At 76.1% G+C, this 23,218-nt stretch carries 17 protein-coding genes and 1 riboswitch; of the genes, 7 read left to right on the top strand and 10 right to left on the bottom strand.

Annotation, left to right across the window (positions count from 1 at the left end; genetic code table 11):
* Window positions 1–11: 11 nt before the first annotated feature.
* Entirely contained in the window at window positions 12–1,352 is a 1,341-nt protein-coding gene (locus tag AVL62_RS04840; RefSeq protein ID WP_058890543.1) for an isochorismate synthase, read from the top strand.
* A 267-nt stretch (window positions 1,353–1,619) separates the two neighbouring features.
* Here the strand turns inward: AVL62_RS04840 and AVL62_RS04835 are convergent, their stop codons facing one another.
* The gene (locus tag AVL62_RS04835; protein ID WP_058890542.1) at window positions 1,620–2,114 is read right to left on the bottom strand and encodes a GNAT family N-acetyltransferase; all 495 of its coding nucleotides are present in this window, start codon (window positions 2,112–2,114) and stop codon (window positions 1,620–1,622) included.
* Window positions 2,114–3,415: an MFS transporter gene (locus tag AVL62_RS04830; protein WP_058890541.1), complete on the bottom strand. Its 1,302-nt coding sequence runs from the start codon at window positions 3,413–3,415 to the stop codon at window positions 2,114–2,116. Before AVL62_RS04830 ends, AVL62_RS04835 begins: the two co-directional genes overlap by 1 nt.
* A 73-nt stretch (window positions 3,416–3,488) precedes the next feature.
* Between AVL62_RS04830 and AVL62_RS04825 the strand changes: the two genes are divergently transcribed.
* Window positions 3,489–4,802 (top strand): GNAT family N-acetyltransferase, encoded by a 1,314-nt coding sequence (locus AVL62_RS04825; RefSeq protein WP_058890540.1) that lies wholly within the window; start codon window positions 3,489–3,491, stop codon window positions 4,800–4,802.
* 83 nt (window positions 4,803–4,885) lie between these two features.
* Here AVL62_RS04825 and menD read toward each other — a convergent pair whose 3' ends face one another.
* On the bottom strand, window positions 4,886–6,673 hold the full coding sequence (gene menD / locus AVL62_RS04820; protein ID WP_058890539.1) for a 2-succinyl-5-enolpyruvyl-6-hydroxy-3-cyclohexene-1-carboxylic-acid synthase: 1,788 nt from the start codon (window positions 6,671–6,673) through the stop codon (window positions 4,886–4,888).
* A 78-nt stretch (window positions 6,674–6,751) separates the two neighbouring features.
* Here menD and AVL62_RS04815 point away from each other — a divergent pair, with 78 nt between their 5' ends.
* Genes AVL62_RS04815 through AVL62_RS04805 form a run of 3 tightly spaced genes read left to right on the top strand, consistent with a single transcriptional unit; the run spans window position 6,752 to window position 12,676 of the window.
* Entirely contained in the window at window positions 6,752–8,251 is a 1,500-nt protein-coding gene (locus tag AVL62_RS04815; RefSeq protein WP_058890538.1) for a gluconokinase, read from the top strand.
* On the top strand, window positions 8,244–10,493 hold the full coding sequence (locus tag AVL62_RS04810; RefSeq protein WP_058890537.1) for a helicase-associated domain-containing protein: 2,250 nt from the start codon (window positions 8,244–8,246) through the stop codon (window positions 10,491–10,493). Before AVL62_RS04815 ends, AVL62_RS04810 begins: the two co-directional genes overlap by 8 nt.
* Window positions 10,490–12,676 carry an acyltransferase family protein gene (locus AVL62_RS04805; protein ID WP_058890536.1) on the top strand — a complete coding sequence of 729 codons (2,187 nt, stop codon included), beginning with the start codon at window positions 10,490–10,492 and terminating at the stop codon, window positions 12,674–12,676. The genes AVL62_RS04810 and AVL62_RS04805 overlap by 4 nt, the downstream gene beginning before the upstream one ends.
* 40 nt (window positions 12,677–12,716) lie before the next feature.
* Here the strand turns inward: AVL62_RS04805 and AVL62_RS04800 are convergent, their stop codons facing one another.
* Window positions 12,717–14,699, bottom strand: a complete 1,983-nt coding sequence (locus tag AVL62_RS04800) for a M13 family metallopeptidase (protein ID WP_058890535.1) — start codon at window positions 14,697–14,699, stop codon at window positions 12,717–12,719.
* Window positions 14,700–14,953: 254 nt separating this feature from the next.
* Window positions 14,954–15,418, bottom strand: a complete 465-nt coding sequence (locus tag AVL62_RS04795) for an NUDIX domain-containing protein (RefSeq protein WP_235585544.1) — start codon at window positions 15,416–15,418, stop codon at window positions 14,954–14,956.
* Window positions 15,419–15,510: 92 nt separating this feature from the next.
* Between AVL62_RS04795 and AVL62_RS04790 the strand changes: the two genes are divergently transcribed.
* Window positions 15,511–16,407: an ABC transporter ATP-binding protein gene (locus AVL62_RS04790; RefSeq protein ID WP_058890533.1), complete on the top strand. Its 897-nt coding sequence runs from the start codon at window positions 15,511–15,513 to the stop codon at window positions 16,405–16,407.
* Window positions 16,404–17,999, top strand: a complete 1,596-nt coding sequence (locus tag AVL62_RS04785; RefSeq protein ID WP_058890532.1) for an ABC transporter permease — start codon at window positions 16,404–16,406, stop codon at window positions 17,997–17,999. Before AVL62_RS04790 ends, AVL62_RS04785 begins: the two co-directional genes overlap by 4 nt.
* A gap of 104 nt (window positions 18,000–18,103) precedes the next feature.
* Here AVL62_RS04785 and AVL62_RS04780 read toward each other — a convergent pair whose 3' ends face one another.
* The 5 genes from AVL62_RS04780 to ribD all read right to left on the bottom strand — a co-directional run bounded on the left by AVL62_RS04780 (window position 18,104) and on the right by ribD (window position 22,777).
* The gene (locus AVL62_RS04780) at window positions 18,104–19,042 is read right to left on the bottom strand and encodes a hydroxymethylglutaryl-CoA lyase (protein ID WP_058890531.1); all 939 of its coding nucleotides are present in this window, start codon (window positions 19,040–19,042) and stop codon (window positions 18,104–18,106) included.
* A 246-nt stretch (window positions 19,043–19,288) separates the two neighbouring features.
* Entirely contained in the window at window positions 19,289–19,750 is a 462-nt protein-coding gene (ribH, locus tag AVL62_RS04775) for a 6,7-dimethyl-8-ribityllumazine synthase (protein ID WP_058890530.1), read from the bottom strand.
* On the bottom strand, window positions 19,747–21,069 hold the full coding sequence (gene ribB / locus AVL62_RS04770; RefSeq protein WP_058890529.1) for a 3,4-dihydroxy-2-butanone-4-phosphate synthase: 1,323 nt from the start codon (window positions 21,067–21,069) through the stop codon (window positions 19,747–19,749). Before ribB ends, ribH begins: the two co-directional genes overlap by 4 nt.
* The gene (locus tag AVL62_RS04765) at window positions 21,066–21,665 is read right to left on the bottom strand and encodes a riboflavin synthase (protein WP_058890528.1); all 600 of its coding nucleotides are present in this window, start codon (window positions 21,663–21,665) and stop codon (window positions 21,066–21,068) included. Before AVL62_RS04765 ends, ribB begins: the two co-directional genes overlap by 4 nt.
* Window positions 21,665–22,777 (bottom strand): bifunctional diaminohydroxyphosphoribosylaminopyrimidine deaminase/5-amino-6-(5-phosphoribosylamino)uracil reductase RibD, encoded by a 1,113-nt coding sequence (gene ribD / locus AVL62_RS04760; protein WP_083518697.1) that lies wholly within the window; start codon window positions 22,775–22,777, stop codon window positions 21,665–21,667. The genes AVL62_RS04765 and ribD overlap by 1 nt, the downstream gene beginning before the upstream one ends.
* Before the next feature lie 112 nt (window positions 22,778–22,889).
* Window positions 22,890–23,020: riboswitch (FMN riboswitch) on the bottom strand.
* Window positions 23,021–23,218 lie beyond the last annotated feature (198 nt).

Raw genomic sequence — 23,218 nt, 5'->3', positions numbered from 1 at the left:
GATGGTCGGTCGTGGCTGTGACCCCTCCCCTGCCCCGCCTGCGCGCCCGCACCCTCGCGGCCGACGCGCCCGGTGACCTGCTCACCCGCATCCCGGACGAGATGGACCCCAGCGACGTCGTGGCCTGGCTGCGCGAGGGCGACGGCCTGGTGGGCTGGGGCCGGGTCGCCGGCGTGCGCACGAGCGGACCGGACCGGTTCGGCGAGGCCGAGCGGTGGTGGACCGCGGTGCAGGAGCACGCGCAGGTCGAGGACGGGGTGCGGCTGCCGGGCACGGGGCTCGTGACCTTCGGGTCGTTCACCTTCTCGCCGGACTCGGCCGACGCCAGCGCGCTCACCATCCCCCGGGTCGTCATCGGCCGGCGGGACGGCCTGGCCTGGGTGACCCAGGTGGTGGTGGACGACGAGCCGTGGCCGACCGCGCACCCGGCCGAGCTGCTCGGGCGTACCAACGCCGACATCGAGGTCCTCGACCCCCTCGTGGAGGCCCCGGGCGCGGTGGCCGCCGACCGGTGGCCGGAGGTCGTGGACCAGGCCGTCGGGCGGATCGGGCGCGGCGAGGTCGCGAAGGTGGTGCTGGCCCGCGACGTGCAGGTGCGCCACCGCGACGGGCACGTGGTGCGGCTGGCCCCGGTGCTGGAGCGGCTGGAGAAGCGGTATGCCGCGACGTGGACCTTCGCCGTCGGGGGGCTGGTGGGGGCCACCCCGGAGATGCTCGTCCGGCTGCAGGGCGGCCGGGCGCGCTCCCGGGTGCTGGCCGGGACGATCCGCCGGCCCAACGGCATACCGGTGCGCCGGGTCGGGGACGCCCTGGCCGCCGCGCCCGACCCCGAGCACCCGGTGGACCCGCGGCTGCGGCTGGTGAGCAGCGAGAAGGACCTCGACGAGCACGCCTTCGCGGTGCGCTCGGTGGCCGAGGCGCTGGCCCCGCACTGCGCGGACCTCGTAGTGCCGGAGGCGCCCTACGTGCTCGAGCTGCCGGACGTCTACCACCTGGCGAGCGACCTCACCGGGACGATGCGCAGCGGCGCCACCTCGCTGCGGCTGGCCGCGGCGCTGCACCCGTCGGCGGCGGTCTGCGGCACCCCCACCGAGCCCGCCGCCCGGCTCATCGCCGAGCTGGAGGGCATGGACCGGGGTCGCTACGCCGGGCCGGTCGGGTGGATGGACGCCTCCGGCGACGGGGACTGGGGCATCGCGCTGCGCTGCGGGGAGCTCGCCGAGGACCGCCACTCGATGCGGCTCTTCGCCGGCGGCGGGATCGTCGCGGCGTCCGACCCGGAGGCCGAGCTGGCCGAGACCGAGGTCAAGCTCACCGCCATGCGGCACGCCCTGGGGCTCGGCTCGGCCTGACCGGCCCGGTGGGCCCGGCGGGCGTCGTCCGTCAGCCGCCCGGTCAGCTCGCGGCCGCCAGGTCAGCTGACAGCCCCCTCGACGCGGCCGAAGGATGACGTGGCGGAGGAGGGATAACGTGGCGGCCGGAGGACGGACCCGCGGAGGAGGGATGACGTAGCGGCCGGAGGACGGCCCCGCGGAGGAGGGATGACGTGGCGGCCGGAGGACGGCCCCGCGGAGGAGGGATGACGTAGCGGCCGGAGGACGGCCCCGCGGAGGAGGGCGTCAGCCGTCGATCCAGTAGCGGCGCCGGGGCACGCCGCCGCCGGGCGGCACCCGGACGTCCTCCAGCACGCCCCCGCAGCGCTCGATGACGGCGGCCGAGGCCGCGTTGGTGTCGTCGCAGGTGACCAGCACCCGCACGACCCCGTGGCCGCGCAACCGCTCCACCGACTGCCGCAGGATCTCGGTGGCGTGGCCGCGGAACGGCTGGGCCACGGCATACCCCACGTGGCCGCCGACCTCGCGCAGGACGGGGGTCAGCTCGTGCCGGATCGACACCCTCCCCACGGGTGTGCCGTCGGCCTCGGCGACGAGGAAGTCCGCCCGCACCCTGCCCGCCGGCAGGTCCCGGCCCTCGGCGTCCCGCCGCACCTCCTCCAGGATCTCGACCCACGTGCCCTGGGCGAGGAGGAAGGGGAAGTCCTCGGCGGCCAGCTGCTCGTGCATCCGGCGCAGCGGCGCCTCGTCGAGGACCGTGGGCCGGCGCAGGGTGAGCATCAGCCCACGATGGAGGACGCCGCCCGGTCCCGGCCACCCCTTTTCTCCCGCATGACCGGCGACAGCACGAGCAGGAGGGCGAGGAAGCCGACGACGAGGAAGAGCGCACGGTCCAGCCCGATCTCCTCCGCCAGCAGCCCGATGGTCGGCGCCCCGAAGAGGAAGGCGCCGTAGGCGATGGTCGACACCACGGTGATCGCCCGGTTGCCACGCCCGGGCACCTCGCCCGCCGCCGAGATCGCCGCGGGGAAGATCGTGGCGACGCCCAGCCCCCACAGCAGGCCACCGGCCAGGGCCAGGGCGAGCGAGGAGCTGAGGGTGACCACGAGGATGGCGGCCGCGGCCAGCGCGCCGCCGGCACGCACCACCGCGGCCCGGCCGAAGCGCTCGATCGCCGGCCCGCCCAGCAGCCGCCCGATCATCATCGTGAGGTTGAAGGCCGTGAGGGTGAGCGCGCCGAAGGCCGCCGGGGCGCCGTGCACGTCGACGAGCAGCAGCGCCAGCCAGTCGTTGGCCGAGCCCTCGGCCAACGCCCCCGCCAGGCAGATGAGCCCGATGAGCAGCTCCGCGGAGGTGACGCCGCGGCGGGCCGGGCGCTCCTGCGCGGTGGCCACCGCCGCCTCGGCCGCCGCCACCGTGGGCTCGCCGACCGCCTCGCTGCCCCGGTCCGCGGACGCGTCGGTCGCAGCCGCCCGGGCTCCCGCCCGCGAGTCGTCGGCGCCGCCCTCCTCGACGTCGCCCGGGGTGACCTCCGGCACGAACCGGCCGGCACCCCATACCCCCGCCACGGCGGCGACCGCCGCCAGCACCGGCAGCTGTCCCAGCCCCACGCCGAGCCACGCCGCGAGGGCCCCCGAGCCGGCCCCCAGCACGGCTCCTCCGGAGAAGGCCGCGTGGAAGAAGGGCATGAGCGAGCGGGACCGGGCCTGCTCGACGTGGGTGCCCTGGATGTTCATGGCGACGTCCCAGATCCCCACGTTGGTGCCGGTGAGGACGAGCACGGCCAGGAGCACGGGGACCGAGGGCACGGCCGCCACGGCGGCCCACCCCAGGCACCCGAGGAGCACCGCGACGGTGACCACGCGCCGGCTGCCGAAGCGGTCCACGAGCCACCCGGTGAACGGCATCGCCAGGAGCGAGCCGAGCCCCATACCCATGAGCGCCAGACCCAGCGCGCCGGTGTCGGCGCCCAGGTGGTCGCGCACGGCGGGCACCCGCGCGAGGGCCTGGCCCATGACGAAGCCGGAGCTGGCGAAGACCACCAGCACCGCCAGCACCGAGCCGCGCACGTCGCGCCCCACGGGCCCACTCCTTGTCCTCGACGTCCTCGGAAAATCCCCCGGCGCACCAGCGTAGTTGGTCCAGACTGGGCCGGTGACCCTCTCGCTCCCCGCCCCCGTCGACCTCACGACCGAGGACCTGCCCCGCATCAGGGACCTCGTGGAGACCGTCTGGTTCTCCGTCGTCCCCGGCAAGACCCTGCAGCACCTCGACGAGGAGATCGACCTGCGGCACGCCCGCGGCATCCCCCGCCCCGACGGCCCGCTGCCCGGCGAGCCGACCGCCGCGGCGCCGCTGCTCGGTCTCTACAGCGCCTTCGACCTCGGGCTCAGCGTCCCCGCCGCCGGTGGCGGGCTCACCCGGGTGCCGATGGACGGGCTGACGATGGTCAGCGTGCATCCCGACGCGCGGCGCCAGGGCGTCCTGCGCCGGATGATGACCGACCACCTGCACCGGGTGCACGAGCGCGGGGAGGCGGCCCTGGCCGGCCTGCACGCCTCCGAGCCGGCGATCTACGGGCGCTTCGGCTACGGCCACGCGAGCGCCGAGGCCAAGCTGACGATCGGCCGCGGCACGACGCTCACGGCGCCGGCGCCGCTCGCGGCCCGCGCCGACGAGATCCGCACCCACGTCACCGACCTCGACACCGCGGAGGCGCTCGCCGCGGTCCACCGGACCCACCTGGCGTGCGCCGACGTGACCCTCGGTGCCGTCACCCGCCCGGCGTCCACGGAGCAGTCGTGGTTCGCCTTCCGGGACCATCCCCTCGCCCGGGCCGGCAAGGAGCCGAACCGGGTGATGTTCGCCCGACGGGGCGAGGACCTCACCGGGTATGCCGTCTTCCGCCGAGAGAGCAGGTGGGACGACGGCCAGCCGGCGGGGGAGGTGGGCGTCGCCGAGCTGGCGGCCGCCGACCACGCCTCGCTGCTGGCGCTGGCCCGTCGCCTCGTCGACATGGACCTCACCGGGCGCACCGTCTTCTGGGCGCGGCCGACGGACGACCCGCTCGCCTGGTGGGCCGGCGGGCCGCGCTCGGCGAGCATGCGGGTCTTCGACGCCCTCTGGCTACGGCTGGTCGACGTGCCGCGGGCGCTGCGCGAGCGGGGCTACGCCGCGGGGGCGCCGCTGGACCTCGTCGTGCAGGTCGAGGACGAGGTGTGCCCGTGGAACGCCGGGCGGTGGCGGCTGCAGGTCGACGGCGACGGGTCCGCCCAGGCGGGTCCCACCGACGCCGAGCCGGACCTGGTGACGCCCGTGGCGGCGCTGGGAGCGGCATACCTCGGGGGTCGGACCCTGCTCGCGCAGGTGCCCACCCTCGGTGTGCAGGAGCGCACGCCCGGAGCAGCGGCCGCCCTGTCCCGGGCGATGCGGGCCGAGCGCGAGCCGGTGCCGGCGATCGGGTTCTAGCCCCGCACCACGGTGGTGCAGGAACGGTGCTGCACCCTGGTCGCCAGGACGACCGGTATGCAGCACCGTTCTGGCACAGGGGCTCAGCGCAGGGCGTCGCGGACCCGCCGGTGGGTGGCCCGGTCGACCGGCACCTCCAGCACCCGCAGCCCGGCGGTCCGCCCCGCCAGCCGCTCCTGCAGCGCGCCCAGCGAGCCCACCCGCTCGTGCGGGACGCCGTGGGCGGCGCAGAGGGCACCCAGGTCGGTGCCGTGCGGGGTGCCGAACACCCGCTCCGCCGCGGCGGCGGCCGTGGGTTCGGCGAGGCGGTGGGGGTCGCCGTACTCGAGCGTCGAGAAGATCCCGCCCCCGTCGTCGTTGACGACGACGACGGTGAGGTCGGGGCGCGGCTCGTCGGGCCCGATGAGCAGGCCGCCGGCGTCGTGCAGGAAGGTCAGGTCGCCCATGAGGGCGAGGACGCGCGGCGCACCGGCGGGAGGTTCGAGCCCCTGCACCGCGAGCGCCACCCCCACGGCGGTCGACACCGTGCCGTCGATGCCGGCCAGACCCCGGTTCGCGACCACCCGGGCCGGGGCGGCGGTGCCGTCCAGGGAGAGCGCCAGGTCGCGCGGCACGGTCGAGGAGCCGAGCACGAGCACGTCCTGGGCGGTGAGGACGTCGGCCACCGCGCGGGCGACGCCGACGCCGGTCGGCTCCGGCCCGGCCGCCGCGCCGACCGCCCCGGAGAGCGCCGCCCCGGCGGCGGTCCAGGTGTCGACCCACGCCGCGGCCCCGGTATGCCGCTGCGGTGCGGCCACCAGGGCGCCGACGCCGTGCACGCGGCTCACGACGTGCGAGGGGTCGGTCCACCGCTCGTGCCCGGAGACCTGCTCCACCCGCACGCCAGGGAGCCGCAGCAGGGCGCCGAGCTCACGGAACAGGGTGAGCCGCCCCACGACGACCACCCGGTCCGGCACCAGCTGCGCGAGCTCGCCCCGGGCGACCGCGCCGGCGACCAGCGGGCCGTGCGGCACCACGCCGGGCCCGCCCGGGAGGTGGCCGAAGGGCTCGGCCAGCACCGGCCAGCCGGCCTCCTGCGCCCAGGCCAGCGCCCGCTGCCCGGTGGCCGGGTCGGGGACGTCGCCGAGGAGCACGAGCGTGCGCAGGCCGGGGTCGACCGGTGCGGCTCCCGGTGCGGCGGGCGGTGGCACCGTCACCCAGGGGGCGCCGCCGGGCCGGCCGGTCAGCCCGTCGGCGCCGGGCTCGGCGTCGGCGTCGGGCTGGACGTCGGCGTCGGGCTGGGCGTCGGACGAGGCACCGGCCCCGGCCGGCGGGAGCCCGGGCGCCAGCGGGTCCCGGAACGACACGTTGAGGTGCACCGGACCCCGCCCCGGACCACCGGTGGACACCGCGGCGGCCAGCGCACGGCATACCGTCGAGCGCCAGTGCGCGCCCGCCCCGGGGGTCACCGCGTCCGGGGCCGGCAGGTCGGCCTCCCACCGCACGGCGCCGGCGAAGATGCCGGGCTGCACCGTCGTCTGGTTGGCCCCGGTCCCGCGCAGCTCCGCGGGGCGGTCGGCGGAGAGCACGACGAGGGGTATGCCGCTGTGCGAGGCCTCGAGCACCGCCGGGTGGAGGTTGGCGACGGCGGTCCCGGACGTGGTGACGACCGGGACCGGCGCGCCGCCGCCGCGCGAGAGACCGAGCGCGAGGAAGCCGGCGCTGCGCTCGTCGATCCGGACGTGCAGACGCAGCCGGCCCGCACGGTCGGCCTCCTCCAGGGCGTAGGCCAGCGGCGCCGAGCGGGAGCCGGGGGCCAGCACCGCCTCGCGCACCCCGCCGCGGACCAGCTCGTCGACGAGCACGGTGGCCAGGGCGGTCGAGGGGTGCACGCCCCCGATGGTCGCACGGAGGCAGGCCGCGTCGACCGATGCCCGCGATCCGCGCCGTTCCGCCTAGAGTGGGCGCTCATGGCCTCGAACTTCGACATCGAGCTGAAGGACGCCGTCGCGCCGCTGGTCCTGGCGATCGACGTCGGATCCTCCGCCAGCAGGGGCATGGTCTACGACGCGCACGGGCGTCCGGTCGGCAGACGGGCCAAGGTCTCCCACGCCTTCACCACCGCCGCCGACGGCACCTCGGAGATCGACCCCGACCAGCTCGTGGGCGAGGTCCGCACCATCATCGGCGAGCTGCTCGGCGCCCTGGACGGGCACGAGGTCGCCGGTGTCGCGCTCGACACCTTCGCCTCCTCGCTGGTCGTCGTCGACGCCGACGGGGCGCCGCTCACCCCGTGCTTCACCTACGCCGACGGCCGGTGCGCGGGCCAGGTGCGCGAGCTGCGCGAGGAGCTCTCGGAGGAGAACCTCCAGCAGCGCACCGGCACCCGGGTGCACTCCAGCTACTGGCCCGCCCGGCTGCGCTGGCTCGCCGCCGAGCGGCCCAAGGTGATGAAGAAGGCGGCCACCTTCCTCTCCCTCGGCGACTACCTGCTCATGAGTCTCATCGGCACCGTCGCCACCGGCACCTCGACGGCGTCGTGGACCGGCCTGGTCGACCGGCACACCGCGCAGTGGTACCCCGAGCTGGTCGAGATCTGCGGCATCGACGCCGACCGGCTGCCGCCCATCCACCACCTCGACGAGCCGGTGGAGGTGGCCGACTCCCACGTCGACCGCATCGCCGCCGACTGGCCCGGGCTGGTGGGCGCGCGCTGGTACGCCCCCATCACCGACGGCCTGGCCGCGAACGTCGGCCTCGGGGCGCACGACGAGACCGCCATCGCCGCCTCCTGCGCCACCTCGGGGGCGCTGCGGGTGCTGGTGCGCGAGATGCCGGAGACGCTGCCGCCGGGGCTGTGGTGCTACCGCGTCTCGCACGACCGGGCCCTGCTCGGCGGCGCGCTCAACGACGTCGGCCGGGCGCTGGCCTGGGCGGACGTCACCCTGGCCGTGGACCAGGTCGGCCCGGAGGCGCTGTCCTCGGCACTCACCGCCGAGCCGCACCCGACGACCCCGATCGTCCTGCCCTTCTTCACCGGTGAGCGCAGCACGGGGTGGGCCTCGGACGCCCGCGCCGTCCTGGCCGGGGTGACGGCGGCCTCCGCCCCGGCGGAGGTCTACCGCGGGGTGGTGGAGGGCATCGCCCTGTCCTACGCGCGGATCGCCAGCCAGCTGCGGGAGGTCGCCCCCCAGCCGGAGAAGCTCTACGCCGGCGGCTCGGTCGCCTCCGACCGCCCCGAGCTCATGCAGATCATGGCCGACGCGATGCGCACCCCGGTGACCCCGGTGAGGATCAAGCGCTCGACGCTGCACGGCACCGCGCTGCTCGCCCTGGAGAGCCTGGCCCCGGACGTGCGCCGGGCCCGGCCCCACCGCGGCGCGACCCTCTCCCCCGACTACGCGCGCCGGCCGTACTACACCGACCGGTTCCGCCGCTTCCAGCAGGTCTACGAGGCCCTCTTTGACTGAGCCGCCCGTCCGTTCGCTCGCCGACGACCTGCGGGGCCGGACCGACGACGAGCTCGCCCGGCTGCTGCAGGCCCGGCCGGACCTGGCGCGTCCCGCCCCGGCCGACGTGACCGCCCTCACCGGGCGCGCCACCACCCGGGCCAGCGTGCAGCGGGCGCTGGAGGGCCTGGACCTCGCGCACCTGCAGGCGCTGGAGGCGATGATCGTCGCCTCGCCGGCCTCGGTCGGGGCCGTCGCCGCGCTGCTCGGCACCGACGAGGGGCGGGCGGCGGAGCTCGTCGAGGACCTGCACGCGCTGGCCCTGTGCTGGCGCTCACCGGAGGGTATGCGGCCCGCCCGGGCCGTCGCGGACGTCGTCGGCGTCCCCGGTGGGCTGGGGCCGGTGGGGACCGGGGTCCCGGTGGGCGCGCAGCTCGAGACCGCCCTCGCCGGGCTGCAGCCGCGCCACCGCAGCCTGCTCGAGGCCCTGACCTGGGGCCCGGCGCGCGGCGCGGTGGCGGCGGTGCCGGCGGCGGGCGAGGCCTCACCGGTGTCGCTGGCCGCGCAGGAGCTCGTCGAGGCCGGCCTGCTCCAGCGCGAGGACGAGGGCCACGTCGTGCTCCCCCGCCAGGTGGCGCTCGCCCTGCGGGGCGGCCGGCTGCACCGGCACCCGGCCGTCGAGGCGCCGGCCGTGGAGCACACCACGCTGGACCAGGAGGTCGTGGACGCCGCCGCGGGCGGCCGCGCCGCCGAACTCGTCGTGCTGGTGACCGAGGTGGTCGAGGAGTGGGGCGCCCGCCCGCCGCGGGTGCTGCGCTCGGGCGGCCTGGCGGTGCGTGACCTCACCCGGCTGTCCGCGCACCTGGAGACCAGCACGGAGGAGGTCGCCTGGCTGCTGGAGACGGCGCACGCGGCGGGGCTGGTCGCCGTCGACGACGGCCGGCGCCAGGCCGCCGGGGAGGGCTCTGCCGTGTGGGCGCCGACCACGCTGGCCGACGACTGGCTCGACGAGCCCGCCGGGGCGCGCTGGGCGGCGCTCGCACGGGCGTGGTGGACCACCTCGGCGGCGCCCGGCCTCGTCGGGACCACCGACGGCGGGCGGGTGAACGTGCTGTCGACCGCGACGTCATACCCCCTGGCGCGGCAGCGCCGGCACGACACCCTGCGCGCCCTGGCGAGCCTCCCGGCGGGCGCGGTCGGCGCACCGGAGCCGCTGGCCGAGCTGCTGCGCTGGCGCCACCCGCTGCGCTCGGCGCGGTCCACCGGCGACCACGGGGTCGGTCCGGACACGGCGCTGCGCGAGGCCGAGTGGGCGGGCCTGACCGGTCGCGGTGCCCTGTCGACGCCGGGGCGCGCGGTCGTGGCCGGCGACCCCGCGGACGACCTCATGGAGCCCCTGGTGCCGCCGGCGGTGGACCACGTGCTGCTGCAGGCCGACCTCACCGCCATCGCGCCCGGCCGGCTCGACGGCCCCGCCCGCACGCTGCTGCGCCTCGTGAGCGACGTCGAGTCCCGCGGCGGCGCGACGGTGCACCGCTTCGGCGAGCAGAGCGTGCGCCGCGCCCTCGACCTCGGCTGGACCGCGGACCGGGTGCTCGAGGAGCTGGCCGCCGTGTCGCGGACCGGGGTGCCGCAGCCGCTGGACTACCTCGTGCGCGACGTCGCCCGCCGCCACGGGGTGGCCCGGGTCGGGGCGTGCGCGGCCTACCTGCGCTGCGACGACGCCGCCCTGCTGGACCGCATCGAGCACGACCGCGCCCTCGGCATGCTGCAGTGGCGCCGGGTCGCGCCGACGGTGCTCCTCTCGCCGGTGGCCGCACCCACGGTCATGGACCTGCTGCGCGAGGAGCAGTACGGCCCGGTCGCGGACGGCGCCGACGGCGGTCTCGCCCTCGCGGTGCAGCGTCACCGCGCGCCCCGGACCACCACCCCGGCCGTGCGGGTCAGCGGCGTCGACGAGACGGTCGCCCGGCAGGTCGTCGGGGTGGTGCGCCGGGGCGACGCGTCCGCCGCGGCCGGCGGCGGTGACGGAGGTGCCGACGCCAGCACCGACCCGGTCGTGGTGAGCGCCACCGTGCGCGAGGCCGCGGTCGACGGCCAGGCCCTGTGGATCGGGTATGCCGACGACGCGGGCGGGGTCGCCACCCACCTCGTGCGGCCGCTGACGGTCGAGGGCGGCCGGCTGCGGGCGAGCGTGGGCGACGCCGACGTCACCCGTACCTTCCTGCTGCACCGGATCACGAGGGTGAGCCCGGCGCAGTGAGCCCCAGCCGCACCGCCGACCGGACGGGCCGCCCCCGCGTCGAGGACGGCGCGACCCGCGCGTCCGCGGACCGGGCACCGGACGGCTCCCGGTCGCGGACGGGCGACCGTGGCGCCGGGACGGGCGCCGAGGGCGCCGGCCCGGCCGACCACCCGTCCCTGGCGGCGCGCCACCGCCCGGAGCTGCACGGGCTGCGCGGCCTGGCCATCGCGCTGGTCGTGCTCTTCCACGTCTTCGGCGACGGCCGGGTCTCCGGTGGCATCGACGTCTTTCTCGCCATCTCCGGCTTCCTCTTCACCGGCATGCTGGCCCGTGAGGCGGTGCGCACCGGCGGAGGGGTCGACCTCGGCCGCTACCTCGGGCGGATCGCCCGACGGCTGCTGCCCGCAGCCGTGCTCGTGCTCGCGGCGACGTGGGTCGCCGGCCGGCTCCTGCTGCCGGAGACCCGCTGGGTGCAGCTGGGCCGGGAGGTGCGCGCGAGCCTGACCTACACCGAGAACTGGGAGCTCATCGCCTCCCAGCTCGGCTACGGCGCGGCCGGCGCCTCGACGAGCCCGCTGCAGCACTTCTGGTCGATGTCGGTGCAGGGGCAGTTCTACCTCCTGTGGCCGGTGGTCGTGGTGCTCGCCGTCCTCGCCGCGCGGGCGGTGCGGGGCGGGGTCCGGTGGGTGCTGCTGGGTGCCGTCGGCGCGGTCGCCGTGGCGTCCTTCGGGTATGCCGCGTGGCTGCACCACGCTGACCAGCAGGTGGCCTACCTGCACACCGGCGCCCGCCTGTGGGAGCCGGCGCTGGGCGGGGTGGTGGCGCTGCTGGCGCTCGACGCCCGGTTGCCGCGCGCCCTGCGACTGCTGCTGGGGTGGGCCGGGGTCGGCCTGGTCGCCAGCTCGGGACTGGTCCTCGACGGCGGGGCGCTCTTCCCGGGCCCGTGGGCGCTGTGGCCGGTGGGCGGCTTCGCCCTCGTCATGGCGGCGGGGACCACGGGCAGCCGGTGGGGGGCCGACCACTGGTTGTCCGGGAGGCTGCTGGGCTGGGTCGGCGACATCGCCTACCCGCTCTTCCTGTGGCACTGGCCGATCGTCGTCTACACCCTCGTGGTCACCGGCCAGGAGCGCCTCGGCCTCGCCGGCGGGGCGCTGGTCATCGCCGCCTCGGTGGTGCTGGCGCAGCTGACGCACACCCTCGTGGAGCGCCCGGTCACCGCCGCGCCGATGCGCCGGCCGTGGCGCGTCGTCGCCGTCGGTGCCCTGGTGGTCGCGCTCGCAGCGGGCCTCGTGGGCACCTGGACGGCGGCCCTGGTGCGCGAACGGGAGGCCGCCCTGGCGCAGGCGGCCCAGGACTCCCCCGCCCACCCCGGTGCAGCGGCGCTCGACGAGCCCGGGTTCGGCAACTCTGGTGCCACGCCCGTCCCCGCGCTGGCCGCGGCACCGCAGGACAACGCCGACGTCTACCGCCAGGGGTGCATCCAGGGCTTCGAGGACACCGAGGCCGCCTCGGAGGTGCTGGTCTGCCCCGGCACCGACCCGGACGCCGAGCACACCCTGGTGGTGACCGGCGGCTCGCACGTCGTCCAGTTCCTGCCCGCGCTGGAGGTCGTGGCGCAGCAGCAGGGGTGGAACCTCGTCGTGGCCAGCCGCTCGGGCTGCCACCTCACCACCAACACCGGCGCCTACCCGCAGCGGACCGACGCCGCCCCGACGGACAGCTGCGTCGCCTGGAACTCCGGCTTCCTGGAGGTCGTCGAGGAGCTCGACCCGGACGCCGTGGTGACCCTGGGGTCGACCACCCAGCCCGGGTCCGAGCAGGTGTCGCGCGGCTTCGTCGAGGTGTGGCGCGAGCTGGACCGGCGCGGGATCGACGTCATCGGGCTGCGCGACACCGCGCGGATGCCGCAGGACGTGCCCGACTGCCTGGCCGAGCACCCGGAGGAGGCGCAGGCCTGCGCCATGCCGCGCGACCCGGCATACCGCGACTCCGCGCCCTACCTGGGCCGCGACGACCTACCGCCCAATGTCGCCTTCGTCGACGTCGTGGACCAGATCTGCACGGACCGGACCTGCCCGGCGGTGGCGGGGGACGTCGTGGTCTACAGCGACCACAGCCACGTCACCGCGACCTACATGCGCACCCTGGCGCCGGCCCTGGACGCCCGGCTGCGCGAGGCCGCGCCCCAGCTCTACCGATAGACGGACCGACGCCGCCCGGTGGCCAGGGCCCGGCCGGAGGCTAGAAGATCCGCACCCGGTCCTCGGGGGCCAGCCAGAGCGCGTCGCCCTCCTGGGTGGCGAAGGCCTCGTGGAAGGCGTCGACGTTGCGCACCGTGTTGGCCCGCAGGTCGGCCGGGGCGTGCGGGTCGATCGAGAGCAGCCGCCGGGCCTCCTCCTCGCGGGCCACGGTGCGCCATACCGAGCCCCACCCGAGGAAGAAGCGCTGGTCGCCGGTCCAGCCGTCCAGCTCCGGGGCCGAGCCCTCGGTGGCGATGGTGTAGGCGAGGTGCGCCAGCTCCAGCCCGCACAGGTCACCGATGTTCTCACCGACGGTGAGACCGCCGTTGACCGTCGCGGTCCCGCCCGGGATGTCGCGCGGGGACAGGGCGTCGAACTGCTCGACGAGCCGCCGGCTGCGGGCGTCGAAGGCCTCCCGGTCGGCCTCGGTCCACCAGTCGGTGAGCGAGCCGTCCCCGGCATACCTGCTGCCCTGGTCGTCGAAGCCGTGGCCGATCTCGTGGGCGATGACCGCCCCGATGCCGCCGTAGTTGGTGGCGTCGTCGGCGTCGACGTCGAAGAACGGCGGCTGCAGGATGGCGGCCGGGAAGACGATCTCGTTGAGCATCGGGTGGTAGTAGGCGTTGACGGTCTGCGGGGTCATGAGCCACTCGTCGTGGTCGATCGGTCCGCCGACCTTGGCCAGCTCGCGGGCGGTCTCGAACGCGGCGCCGCGGCGGACGTTGCCGACGAGGTCGCCGGGGTCCAGCTCGTAGGCCGTGTAGTCGCGGAAGGTCGCCGGGTGACCGATCTTGGGACGGAAGAGCGCGAGCTTCTCCTCGGCGCGCTGCCGGGTCTGCGGGCTCATCCACTCCAGCTCGTCGATGCGGCGGCGGAAGGCCTCGGTGACGTTGGCGACGAGCTCGGTCATCCGCTCCCGGGCGGCCGGGGGGAAGTGCGCCTCGACGTAGAGCTGGCCGGCGGCCTCGCCCAGCAGCGCCTCGACGATGCCGACCCCGCGCTTCCACCGCTCCTTGTTGGCCGGGGTGCCCGACAGGGCCCGGCCGTGGAAGTCGAAGTGCGCCGCGACGAGGTCGTCGGTGAGGTAGGGCGCGAGCGAGTCGAGCAGGCGCACGGCGAGCCAGGCCTGCCAGTCGGCGAGCGGTACCTGGGTCAGCGCCTCCCCCAGCGCGGCCAGCACGTCGGGCTGTCGGGCGACGACGGCGTCCAGCGCACCCGCGGGCGCACCCAGGCCGTCGGCGTAGGCGTCCCAGTCCATCCCAGGGGTGAGCCGCGCGAGCTCCTCACGGGTGAGCCGGGTGTAGCTCCTCACCGCGTCGCGGGCGGCCACCCGGTCCCAGTGGGCGGCGGCGAGGCGCTCCTCGAGCGCGTAGACCCGGTCGACGGCGTCCTCGCCCACCACCTGGTCCAGGCCGGTCCCGGCGAGGGCGGGCGCCCCCAACTCGAGGAGCCGGCCCAGGTAGGTGCGGTAGGCCTCGCGCACCGTCGCGTGCTCCTCGGCGGTGTAGTAGGCCTCGTCCGGCAGGCCGATGCCGCCCTGGTGCAGGTAGACGATGTAGCTCTCGGGGTCGCCGGCGTCGGCGGTCACCCAGAGGTGGGTGAGCCCGTCGACGCCCTCCCGCTGCAGCTGCGCGGACAGCCGGACGAAGGCGCTGACGTCCTCGACCTGCGCGACCCGGCGCAGCGGGTCGGCGAGGGGGCTCAGGCCGACCCGCTCGACCTGGTCGGTGTCCATGAAGCTCGCGTAGAGCGCCCCCACCTTGCCGGCCGGGGAGTCCAGCTCGGGCTGCGCCTGCGCGGCCTGCTCGATGAGCTCGCGGACCGAGGTCTCGGCGCTCTCCCGCAGGAGGTCGAAGGCTCCGTAGCGGGAACGGTCCTCCGGGATCGTCGCCGAGGCGAGCCACCCCCCGTTGACGTGGCCGAACAGATCGTCCTGGGGCCGCACGTCGGTGTTCATCCCTGCACGGTCGATGCCTGACTTCATGGGATCACGGTATGCCGTGCGCCCGTCGACGGCGCACCCGCCAGCCTTCCGCCGCGTCAAGGGTCGAGATCGGACCCGGCCCTGGACGCCGACCCGCCCGCTCCTGCGTCCGCGACGGCCCCGCGCGACCGGCCGTGGCGTTCACGTGCACGCTGCGGCCGACGACACGCCCGGACGCACCGGCTCAGGCGTTCACGTGCGCGCCTGAGCCGGTCCGCCCCGGGCGCGAAGCGGCATACCTCGCAGGTATGCCCTCAGACCAGGTCGGCGAGGGCGTCCGGGACGAGGCGGGGCAGGTCGGTGCCGGTGGGGGGCCGCCAGATCCCCAGGTCGGTGGGCGCGTCGAGCACCGGGTGCGGGCCGGGCCCGTGCATGGCGTCGTCGAGGAAGCGGGCGTCGTGCAGGACCACCCACTCGTGGCCCGGGCGGCCGTTGAAGACGAAGATGTTCTCCAGCACGGCGACCCGCTCACCCACCTCGATCTCGGTCTCGAACTCCTCCCGGAACTCGCGTCGCAGCGCCTGCTCGGCGGTCTCCCCGAACTCGATGCCACCACCGGCCGGCCGGTGCAGGCTCTCGCCACGGGCGGGGTCGAGGTACTCGGTGACGAAGAGGGCGCCGGAGGACGGGTGCCGGATGAGCGCGAGGGCGAGCACCCGGATGTAGGTCGGCGGGAGGTACTGGCTCGCGCTCGGCCCGTCCTCGGTCACGATGTCCACCGGGCCACTGTAGGGCCAGGCGGCGCCCCCGCGCGTGCGGCGGACCGACCGAGACCTCCCCACGGGCCGTGCCGCAGGAGTAGCGTCCGCCCATGGACGCGAACGCCATCGAGCTCCAGGGGGTGACCAAGCGGTTCGGGCGCACCACCGCCCTCGACGGGCTGTCGATGCAGGTGGCGGCCGGTGAGGTGCACGGCTTCCTCGGCCCGAACGGCTCCGGCAAGTCGACGACCATCCGGGTGCTGCTCGGGCTGCTGCGGGCCGACTCCGGCACCGCCCGGCTCCTGGGCGGCGACCCCTGGGCGGACGCCCCGGCCCTGCACCGCCGGCTGGCCTACGTCCCCGGGGACGTGGCGCTGTGGCCCAACCTCACCGGCGGGGAGGTCATCGACCTGCTCGGGCGGCTGCGCGGGGGCACCGACCCGGCGCGCCGCGCGGCGCTGCTGGAGCGCTTCGACCTCGACCCCACCAAGAAGGGCACGACCTACTCCAAGGGCAACCGGCAGAAGGTCGCGCTCGTCGCGGCCCTGGCCTCGGACGTCGAGCTGCTGCTGCTGGACGAGCCGACCAGCGGGCTCGACCCGCTCATGGAGGCGCAGTTCCGCGCGGTCATCTCCGAGGAGCGCGGGCGGGGTCGCACCGTGCTGCTCTCCAGCCACATCCTCTCCGAGGTGGAGCACCTGTGCGACCGCGTCTCGATCATCCGCGCCGGCCAGGTCGTCGAGTCCGGCAGCCTCGCCGAGCTGCGCCACCTCACCCGCACGCTGGTCGTCGCCGAGCTCGCCGCCCCGGTCCCGGAGGGCCTGGTGACGGCGCCCGGCGTGCACGACGCCGAGCTCGACGGTCATCGCATCACCTGCCAGGTCGACGACACCGAGCTCGGCCCGGTCATGTCGCGGCTGTCCGCCCTGGGCATCCGGTCGATCACCTCGACGCCCCCGACGCTGGAGGAGCTCTTCCTGCGGCACTACGACGAGTCGGGGCGATGACCGGGCTGGGCTCCCTCGTGCGGCTCGCGCTGCGGCGCAGCCGCTGGACCTACCTCGCCTGGGTGCTCGCGCTCACCGCGGTGGTGCCGCTCACGGCGGCGGCCTACGAGCAGATCGTCGACCCCGGCAACGCCGACCTGCTCATCGTGACGATGACCAGCAACCCGACCATGCGCGCGATGCTCGGGCCGCCGGTCGACCTCACCAGCGCCGGCGGGTTCACGGTATGGCGCGTGGGCACCTTCGCCGCCGCCATGGCCGGGATCATGGCGGTGCTCGGGGTGGTGCGCTCCACCCGCGCGGAGGAGGAGGACGGGCGCACCGAGCTGCTGCGCTCCGGCGCGACCGGGCGGCACGCCCCGCTGGCGGCCGGGGTGCTCGTCGCGCTCCTCGCCTGCGCGGTGCTCGGTCTGGCGGTGGCCGCCTCCATGTCGGCGGTCGGCGAGCCGGTCCCCGGGTCGGTGGCCTTCGGTGCGGGGCTGACCCTGGTCGGCGCGACCTTCGTCGGCGTCGGGGCGGTCGCCGCGCAGCTCACCGCCTCGGCACGCACCGCCAAGGGGCTGGGCCTGTGGACCCTCGCCGCGGCCTACACCCTGCGCGCGGTGGCCGACGGGTCCACCGACGAGCAGGTGCGTCAGCTCGCGTGGGTGTCACCGGTGCAGTGGATGGCGCTGACCCGGCCGTATGCCGACGAGCGCTGGTGGGTGCTCGCGCTCCCCGCGGCGACGGCGCTGGCGCTGCTCGTGCTGGCCGTGACGCTGGAGACGCGGCGGGACCACGGGGCCGGGCTGTGGGCGGCGCGGCGGGGCCGGGCCGAGGCGGTGGCCTCGCTGGCCACCCCCGGAGCGCTGGTGCGACGGCTGCAGCGCGGGCAGGTGATCGGCTGGACCGTCGGGCTGCTGCTCTTCGCCCTGGCGATGGGGTCGCTGTCGACGGCCTTCGACGACATGCTCGAGCAGGTGCCCCAGCTGCGCCTCATCCTCCAGCGGATGGGCGGCGGCGCCGAGCAGCTCGTCGACGCGTTCTTCGTGGCCATGCTCTCGCTCGTCGCCGTGCTCGTCGCGGTCGTCGCGGTGCAGCTCTTCTCCCGGCTCGCGGCCGAGGAGGAGCGCGGCCACGCCGAGCTGGTGCTCTCGACCGGGGCCACCCGCGGGCGGCTGCTCGGGGCGTACCTCGTGCTCGCCGCGCTCGTGCCGGCACTGCTCCTGGCCGCGGTCGGGGCGGTCATGGCGCTCAACCAGGCCCGCGCCACCGGTGACTGGGGCGTCGTCGCGGAGGTGGCCGGCGCCGGTGCCGCGCTCGCCCCGGGCGGTCTGCTGGTGCTCGGCATCGCCGTGCTGCTGCACGGGTGGGCGCCGAGGCTGGCGTGGGTCACCTGGGTGGTCATCGCCTGGAGCCTCGTCATGGTGTGGGTCGGGGCGGCGCTCGACCTGCCGGAGTGGCTGACCGAGCTGACCCCGTGGTCGCCCCTGCCGCAGCTGCCGGTGGAGGACATGGACTGGCCCGTCGTCCTCGGGATGGCCGGCCTGGCCGCGCTCCTGCTCGCCGTCGGTGCGCTCGGGTACCGCCGCCGCGACATCACCGGCACCTGACGCACGACCCCCCGACCCACCGGGCGCCGCGCGTGGTTGCCCCCGACCCACCGGGCGCCGCGCGTGGTTGCGCCACGACCCACCGGCGCGGCCCCCGCGACGGCTCAGTCGCCCGCGAGCGCCGTGACCACCCGCGAGGGGGCGGGACGGCCGAGCTGCTCGGCCATCCAGGTGCTCGTGGCGACGAGGGCGTCCAGGTCGGCGCCGTGCTCGATGCCCAGCCCGTCCAGCGCCCACACCAGGTCCTCGGTGGCCAGGTTGCCGGTGGCCGACCTCGCGTAGGGGCACCCGCCGAGCCCGCCGGTCGACGCGTCGACGACCCGCACGCCACGACGGATGGCGGTCAGGGTGTTGGCGAGCGCCTGGCCGTAGGTGTCGTGGAAGTGGACGGCGACCTGCTCCATACCGATCCCCGCCTCGTCCAGGGCGTCGAGCAGCCGCAGGACGTGCCCGCTCGTCCCGACACCGATCGTGTCGCCGAGGGACAGCTGGTCGCAGCCGAGGTCCATGAGGCGGGAGCAGGCGTCCACCACCTGCTCGACCGGCACCGGCCCCTCCCACGGGTCGCCGAAGCACATCGAGACGTAGGCGCGCACCCAGGCGCCGGCGTCGAGGGACCGCTTCACGACCGGGGCGAACATCTCCACCGACTCGGCCACCGAGCGGTTGAGGTTCTTCTGCGCGAAGGTCTCGGTGGCGCTGCCGAAGATCGCGACCGAGGTGACGCCCTTCTCCAGCGCCCGGTCGAGGCCCCGCTCGTTGGGGACGAGGACCGGGCGCTGCTGCCCCACACCGTCCTCGCCCAGCAGGTCGAGCAGCTCCTCGGCGTCGCCCAGCTGGGGCACCCACCGTTGCGGGACGAAGCTGGTGAGCTCGACCGTGCCCAGCCCGGCGGCCAGCAGGCGCCGCACGAACTCGGCCTTGACCGGCGTGGGCACGACCGACTTCTCGTTCTGCAGGCCGTCGCGCGGACCGACCTCGTAGATGGTCACCCGGTCCGGCATCCCTGTCGTCGGCTCGGTCATCGGCAGCGTGCGCGTCATGTCGCCAGCCTGTCAGATGCCGTAGGGGCAGGACTGTCCGTGACGGGGGACGGCCAGGGTGCAGGAGACCAGGAGGACCGAGGGGTATGGACGTGTCGTCGGCCCAGGCGTTCACGTGAACGGCTGAGCCGGTCCGGCCGGGAGTGTCGTCGGCCCAGGCGTTCACGTGAACGGCTGAGCCGGTCCGGCCGGGCGTGTCGTCGGCCCCGCGGCCGCGGCAGAGACCGTTGGCGCTGGAGGCCCGGCTCAGCGCAGGGCGAGCGCGGTGGCGACGGCGGCGGTGGCGGCCTCGTGGCCCTTGTCCTCCTGCGACCCGGACAGCCCCGCACGGTCCAGCGCCTGGGCCTCGTCGTCGCAGGTCAGGACGCCGAAGCCCACCGGGACGCCGGTGTCCACACTCACCTGGGTGAGCCCGGAGGTCGCAGCCTGGCACACGTAGTCGAAGTGCGGCGTGCCCCCGCGGACGACGACGCCGAGGGCGACGACCGCGTCATACCCCTCGCGGGCCAGGCGGGCGGCGGCGACGGGCAGCTCGAAGCTGCCCGGCACCCGCACCTCCCGGACGTCCTCGACGCCGGCCTCGCGCAGGGCCCGTCTCGACCCGTCCAGCAGGCCGTCCATGACCGTGGTGTGCCAGGACGCCGCGACCACGGCGATCCGCAGGCCGCGTCCGTCGACGCTGAGGGTGGGGGCTCCGTGGCCGCTCATGCTGTGCTCCTGCTCTCGTGGGTCCTGCGGGGACCGTCGGTTCTGGACATCGGTTTCTGGGACCCGTCGCCCAGGAACCGATGTCCAGAAGGGCCGGTCGGGGGGTGCGCCACCTCGGCCGACGGGTGCGGCAGGTGCCCGAGCCGCTCGACCTTGGTGCGCAGGTATGCCGCCGCCTCGGCCGGCGCGGGCCGCCCGGAGGGCACGGTCTCGGCGACGGTGAGACCCAGCCCGGTCAGCGCCGCCACCTTGTCCGGGTTGTGCGTCAGCAGGCGCAGCGGCCGACCGGCCAGGCCGAGGTCCTCGAGGATCGCGGCGGCGGCCGTGTGGTCGCGGGCGTCCACCGGCAGCCCCAGCGCCTCCTGCGCGGCGACGGTGTCGAGGCCGTGGTCCTGCTCGGCGTAGGCGCGCAGCTTGTCGATGATCCCGACACCGCGGCCCTCGTGACCGCGCAGGTAGACCACCACGCCCCCTTCCTGGGCGACCCGGGCCAGGGCGTCCTGCAGCTGCGGGCCGCAGTCGCAGCGACGCGAGCCCAGGGCCTCCCCCGTGAGGCACTCGGAGTGCACGCGCACCAGCGGCCGCGGCCCGGGGCCCGGCTGCCCCAGCAGCGCGAGGTGCTCGACGCCGGTGACGAGGTCGCGGTAGCCGTGGACGACCAGCTCGCCGTGCTCCGTCGGCAGGACCGAGCTTGCGACGCGCTCGACCCGGTCGTGACGCTGCCGGTAGGCGACGAGCTCGGCGATGGTGATCACCGGCAGGTCGTGCTCGGCGGCCAGGGCGTGCACCTGCGCCCCGCGCAGCATCTCGCCCTCGTCGTCGACCAGCTCGCCGATGACCCCGACCGGCGCGAGCCCGGCGAGCCGGCAGAGGTCGACGGTCGCCTCGGTGTGCCCGGGCCGGGCCAGCACGCCGCCGGCGCGGGCGCGCAGCGGGATGAGGTGCCCGGGCCGGCGCAGGTCGGCCGGGCCGCTGGACGGGTCGGCGAGCACGCGGGCGGTGCGGCAGCGGTCACCGGCGCTGATGCCGGTGGTGACGCCGACCGCCGCGTCGACGGTGACGGTGTAGGCCGTGCGCAGGTGGTCCTCGTTGTCGCGCACCATGAGCGGCAGCTCGAGGCGGTCGGCCACCTCGGCCGGCACCGGCGCGCACAGGAAGCCCGAGGTATGCCGTACCGCCCACCCCGTCCACGCCGGGGTCAGCGTCTGGGCGGCGAGCACCACGTCACCCTCGTTCTCCCGGTCCTCGTCGTCGAGCACGAGCACCGGGCGCCCCTCCCGCAGCGCCGCCAGCGCCTGCGGCAGTCCCGCGGCGCTCATCGGGTCAGCTCCGGGTCGAGCAGGCGCTCGGCATACTTGGCGAGGATGTCGACCTCGACGTTGAGCGCGTCACCGGGCTGGCGGCGGCCCAGCGTCGTGAGCTCCAGCGTGGTGGGGATGAGCGAGACCTCGAACCAGTCCGGCCCCACCGCCGACACGGTGAGCGACACCCCGTCGAGGGCGACCGAGCCCTTGTGGGCGACGTAGCGCGCCAGGCGCGGCGGCAGCGCCAGCCGCACCACCTCCCACCTCTCCCCCGGGGTGCGGGACAGCACGGTCGTCGTGCCGTCGACGTGGCCCTGGACGATGTGGCCGCCGAGCCGCCCGGTGACCGGCAGCGAGCGCTCCAGGTTGACCGGGTCGCCCGGGGCGAGCGCACCGAGGGTGGTGACGGCCAGGGTCTCGGCCATGACGTCGGCCTCGAAGCCCTCGTCGGTGTGCCGCGTCACGGTCAGGCAGACCCCGTTGACGCTGATCGAGGCACCGTGGGTGGCGTCGGTGACGACCTGGGGGCCGCGGATCTCGACGACGCTGGCGTCCGGGCCGTCGGTCCGGGTGAGCAGCGTGCCGAGCTCCTCGACGATGCCGGTGAACATCAGTCCTCCTGGGCGGGGGTGGTGGGGCGCAGCCGCAGCTGCAGGTCGGGGCCGAGCGTGGTGACCTCGACCAGCTCGAGGCGGGCGGCGTCGGCGATGGTGCCGATCCCGAGGTCGGGTATGGCGTGCGGGCCGGCGCCGAGCAGGGCAGGGGCGAGGTGGACGAGCAGCTCGTCGACCAGCCCGGCCCGCCAGAAGGCGCCGCCGAGCGTCGGACCCCCCTCGAGCAGCACGCCGTGCACCCCCCGGGCCCGCAGGTCGGCCAGCACCTCGGCCGGGTCGTGGGTGCGCAGATGGACGACCTCGCCGGGGCGGGGGTCGTCCGCGTCGTGGTCGGCGGGTCGGCGGCCGGCGGCGGCGTCCGCGACGGCCGCGACGGCCGCGGCCAGCTGGGAGCCGACCGGCAGGTCGCGCGTGCCGACGACGACGCGCAGCGGCTGGTCGGGCGCCAGCATGCCGTCGTCGTCGCGGGCGGTCAGGCCCGGGTCGTCGGCGTGCGCGGTGCCGGTGCCCACGAGCACGGCACCGACCCGGGAGCGCAGGGTGTGCGCGGCGGACCGGGCCTGGGGGGAGGTGATCCACCGGCTGGTGCCGTCGGCGGCGGCCACCCGGCCGTCGAGCGTGCTGGCGATCTTCCAGGTGACGTGCGGGCGGCCCAGGCAGGCGGCGCGGGCCCAGTCCGCGACCAGGTCCTCGGCCCCGGGGTGCGGCTCCCGTCGCACGTCCACCCCACCGGCGGCGAGCACCTGGGCACCGCCGCCCGCGGCGGTGACGTCGGGCACGGCATACACCACGGCCGAGACGCCGGCCTCGACGAGGGCGGTGGCGCACGGCGGGGTGCGGCCGTGGTGCGTGCAGGGCTCGAGGGTCACGACGGCGGTGGCTCCCCGGGCGGCGTCACCGGCCGCGGCCAGGGCGGCGGTCTCGGCGTGCGGGGTGCCGGCGCCACGGTGGGCCCCCTCGGCGACGACCGAGCCGTCCGGCGCGAGCAGGACGCAGCCGACGCGGGGGTTGGGGTCCCGGGCGGGCCCGCGGCGGGCCAGGTCGACGGCGCGGTCCAGGGCTTGCCGCAGGACGGCGTCGGCGATCGTCGACTGCTGGGTGGCGGTCACCTCACGTCCTTCCCGGTCGATGCCCGGGGGGCGTGGGGAGGACGAGGTCGGGGCGGGTCGTCGCCGAGGTCGGGCCGTCGGCCCGACGAGACGGCGACGGGATAACCCGCCGACCCGCGCTGCCTCCCTTCCGGACTTTCACCGTCGGTCCTGGAGTTGCACCAGGTCAACCGGCCGCTGGCTGCGGTCGGGTCGCGGACTGTCACCGCCGGCTCGGAGTTGCACCGACCCCGGAGCGCGTATGTCGTTCCCCACCAGTGTAGACCCGCCCCGGGACCACCCCCACCGAGCGCCGCGAATGGTCGCCCTCACCCCCACCGAGCACCGCGAATGGTTACCCCCACCCCCACCGAGCGCCGCCAAAGGTTGCCCTCACCCCCACCGAGCGCCGCGAATGGCTGCGCTCACCCCCACCGAGCACCGCCAATGGCTGCCCCCACC

Origin of the sequence: Serinicoccus chungangensis, from assembly GCF_001483745.1 — a bacterium.
GTDB lineage: Bacteria > Actinomycetota > Actinomycetes > Actinomycetales > Dermatophilaceae > Ornithinicoccus > Ornithinicoccus chungangensis_A.
This window is presented reverse-complemented; position numbering and strand designations above follow the sequence as displayed.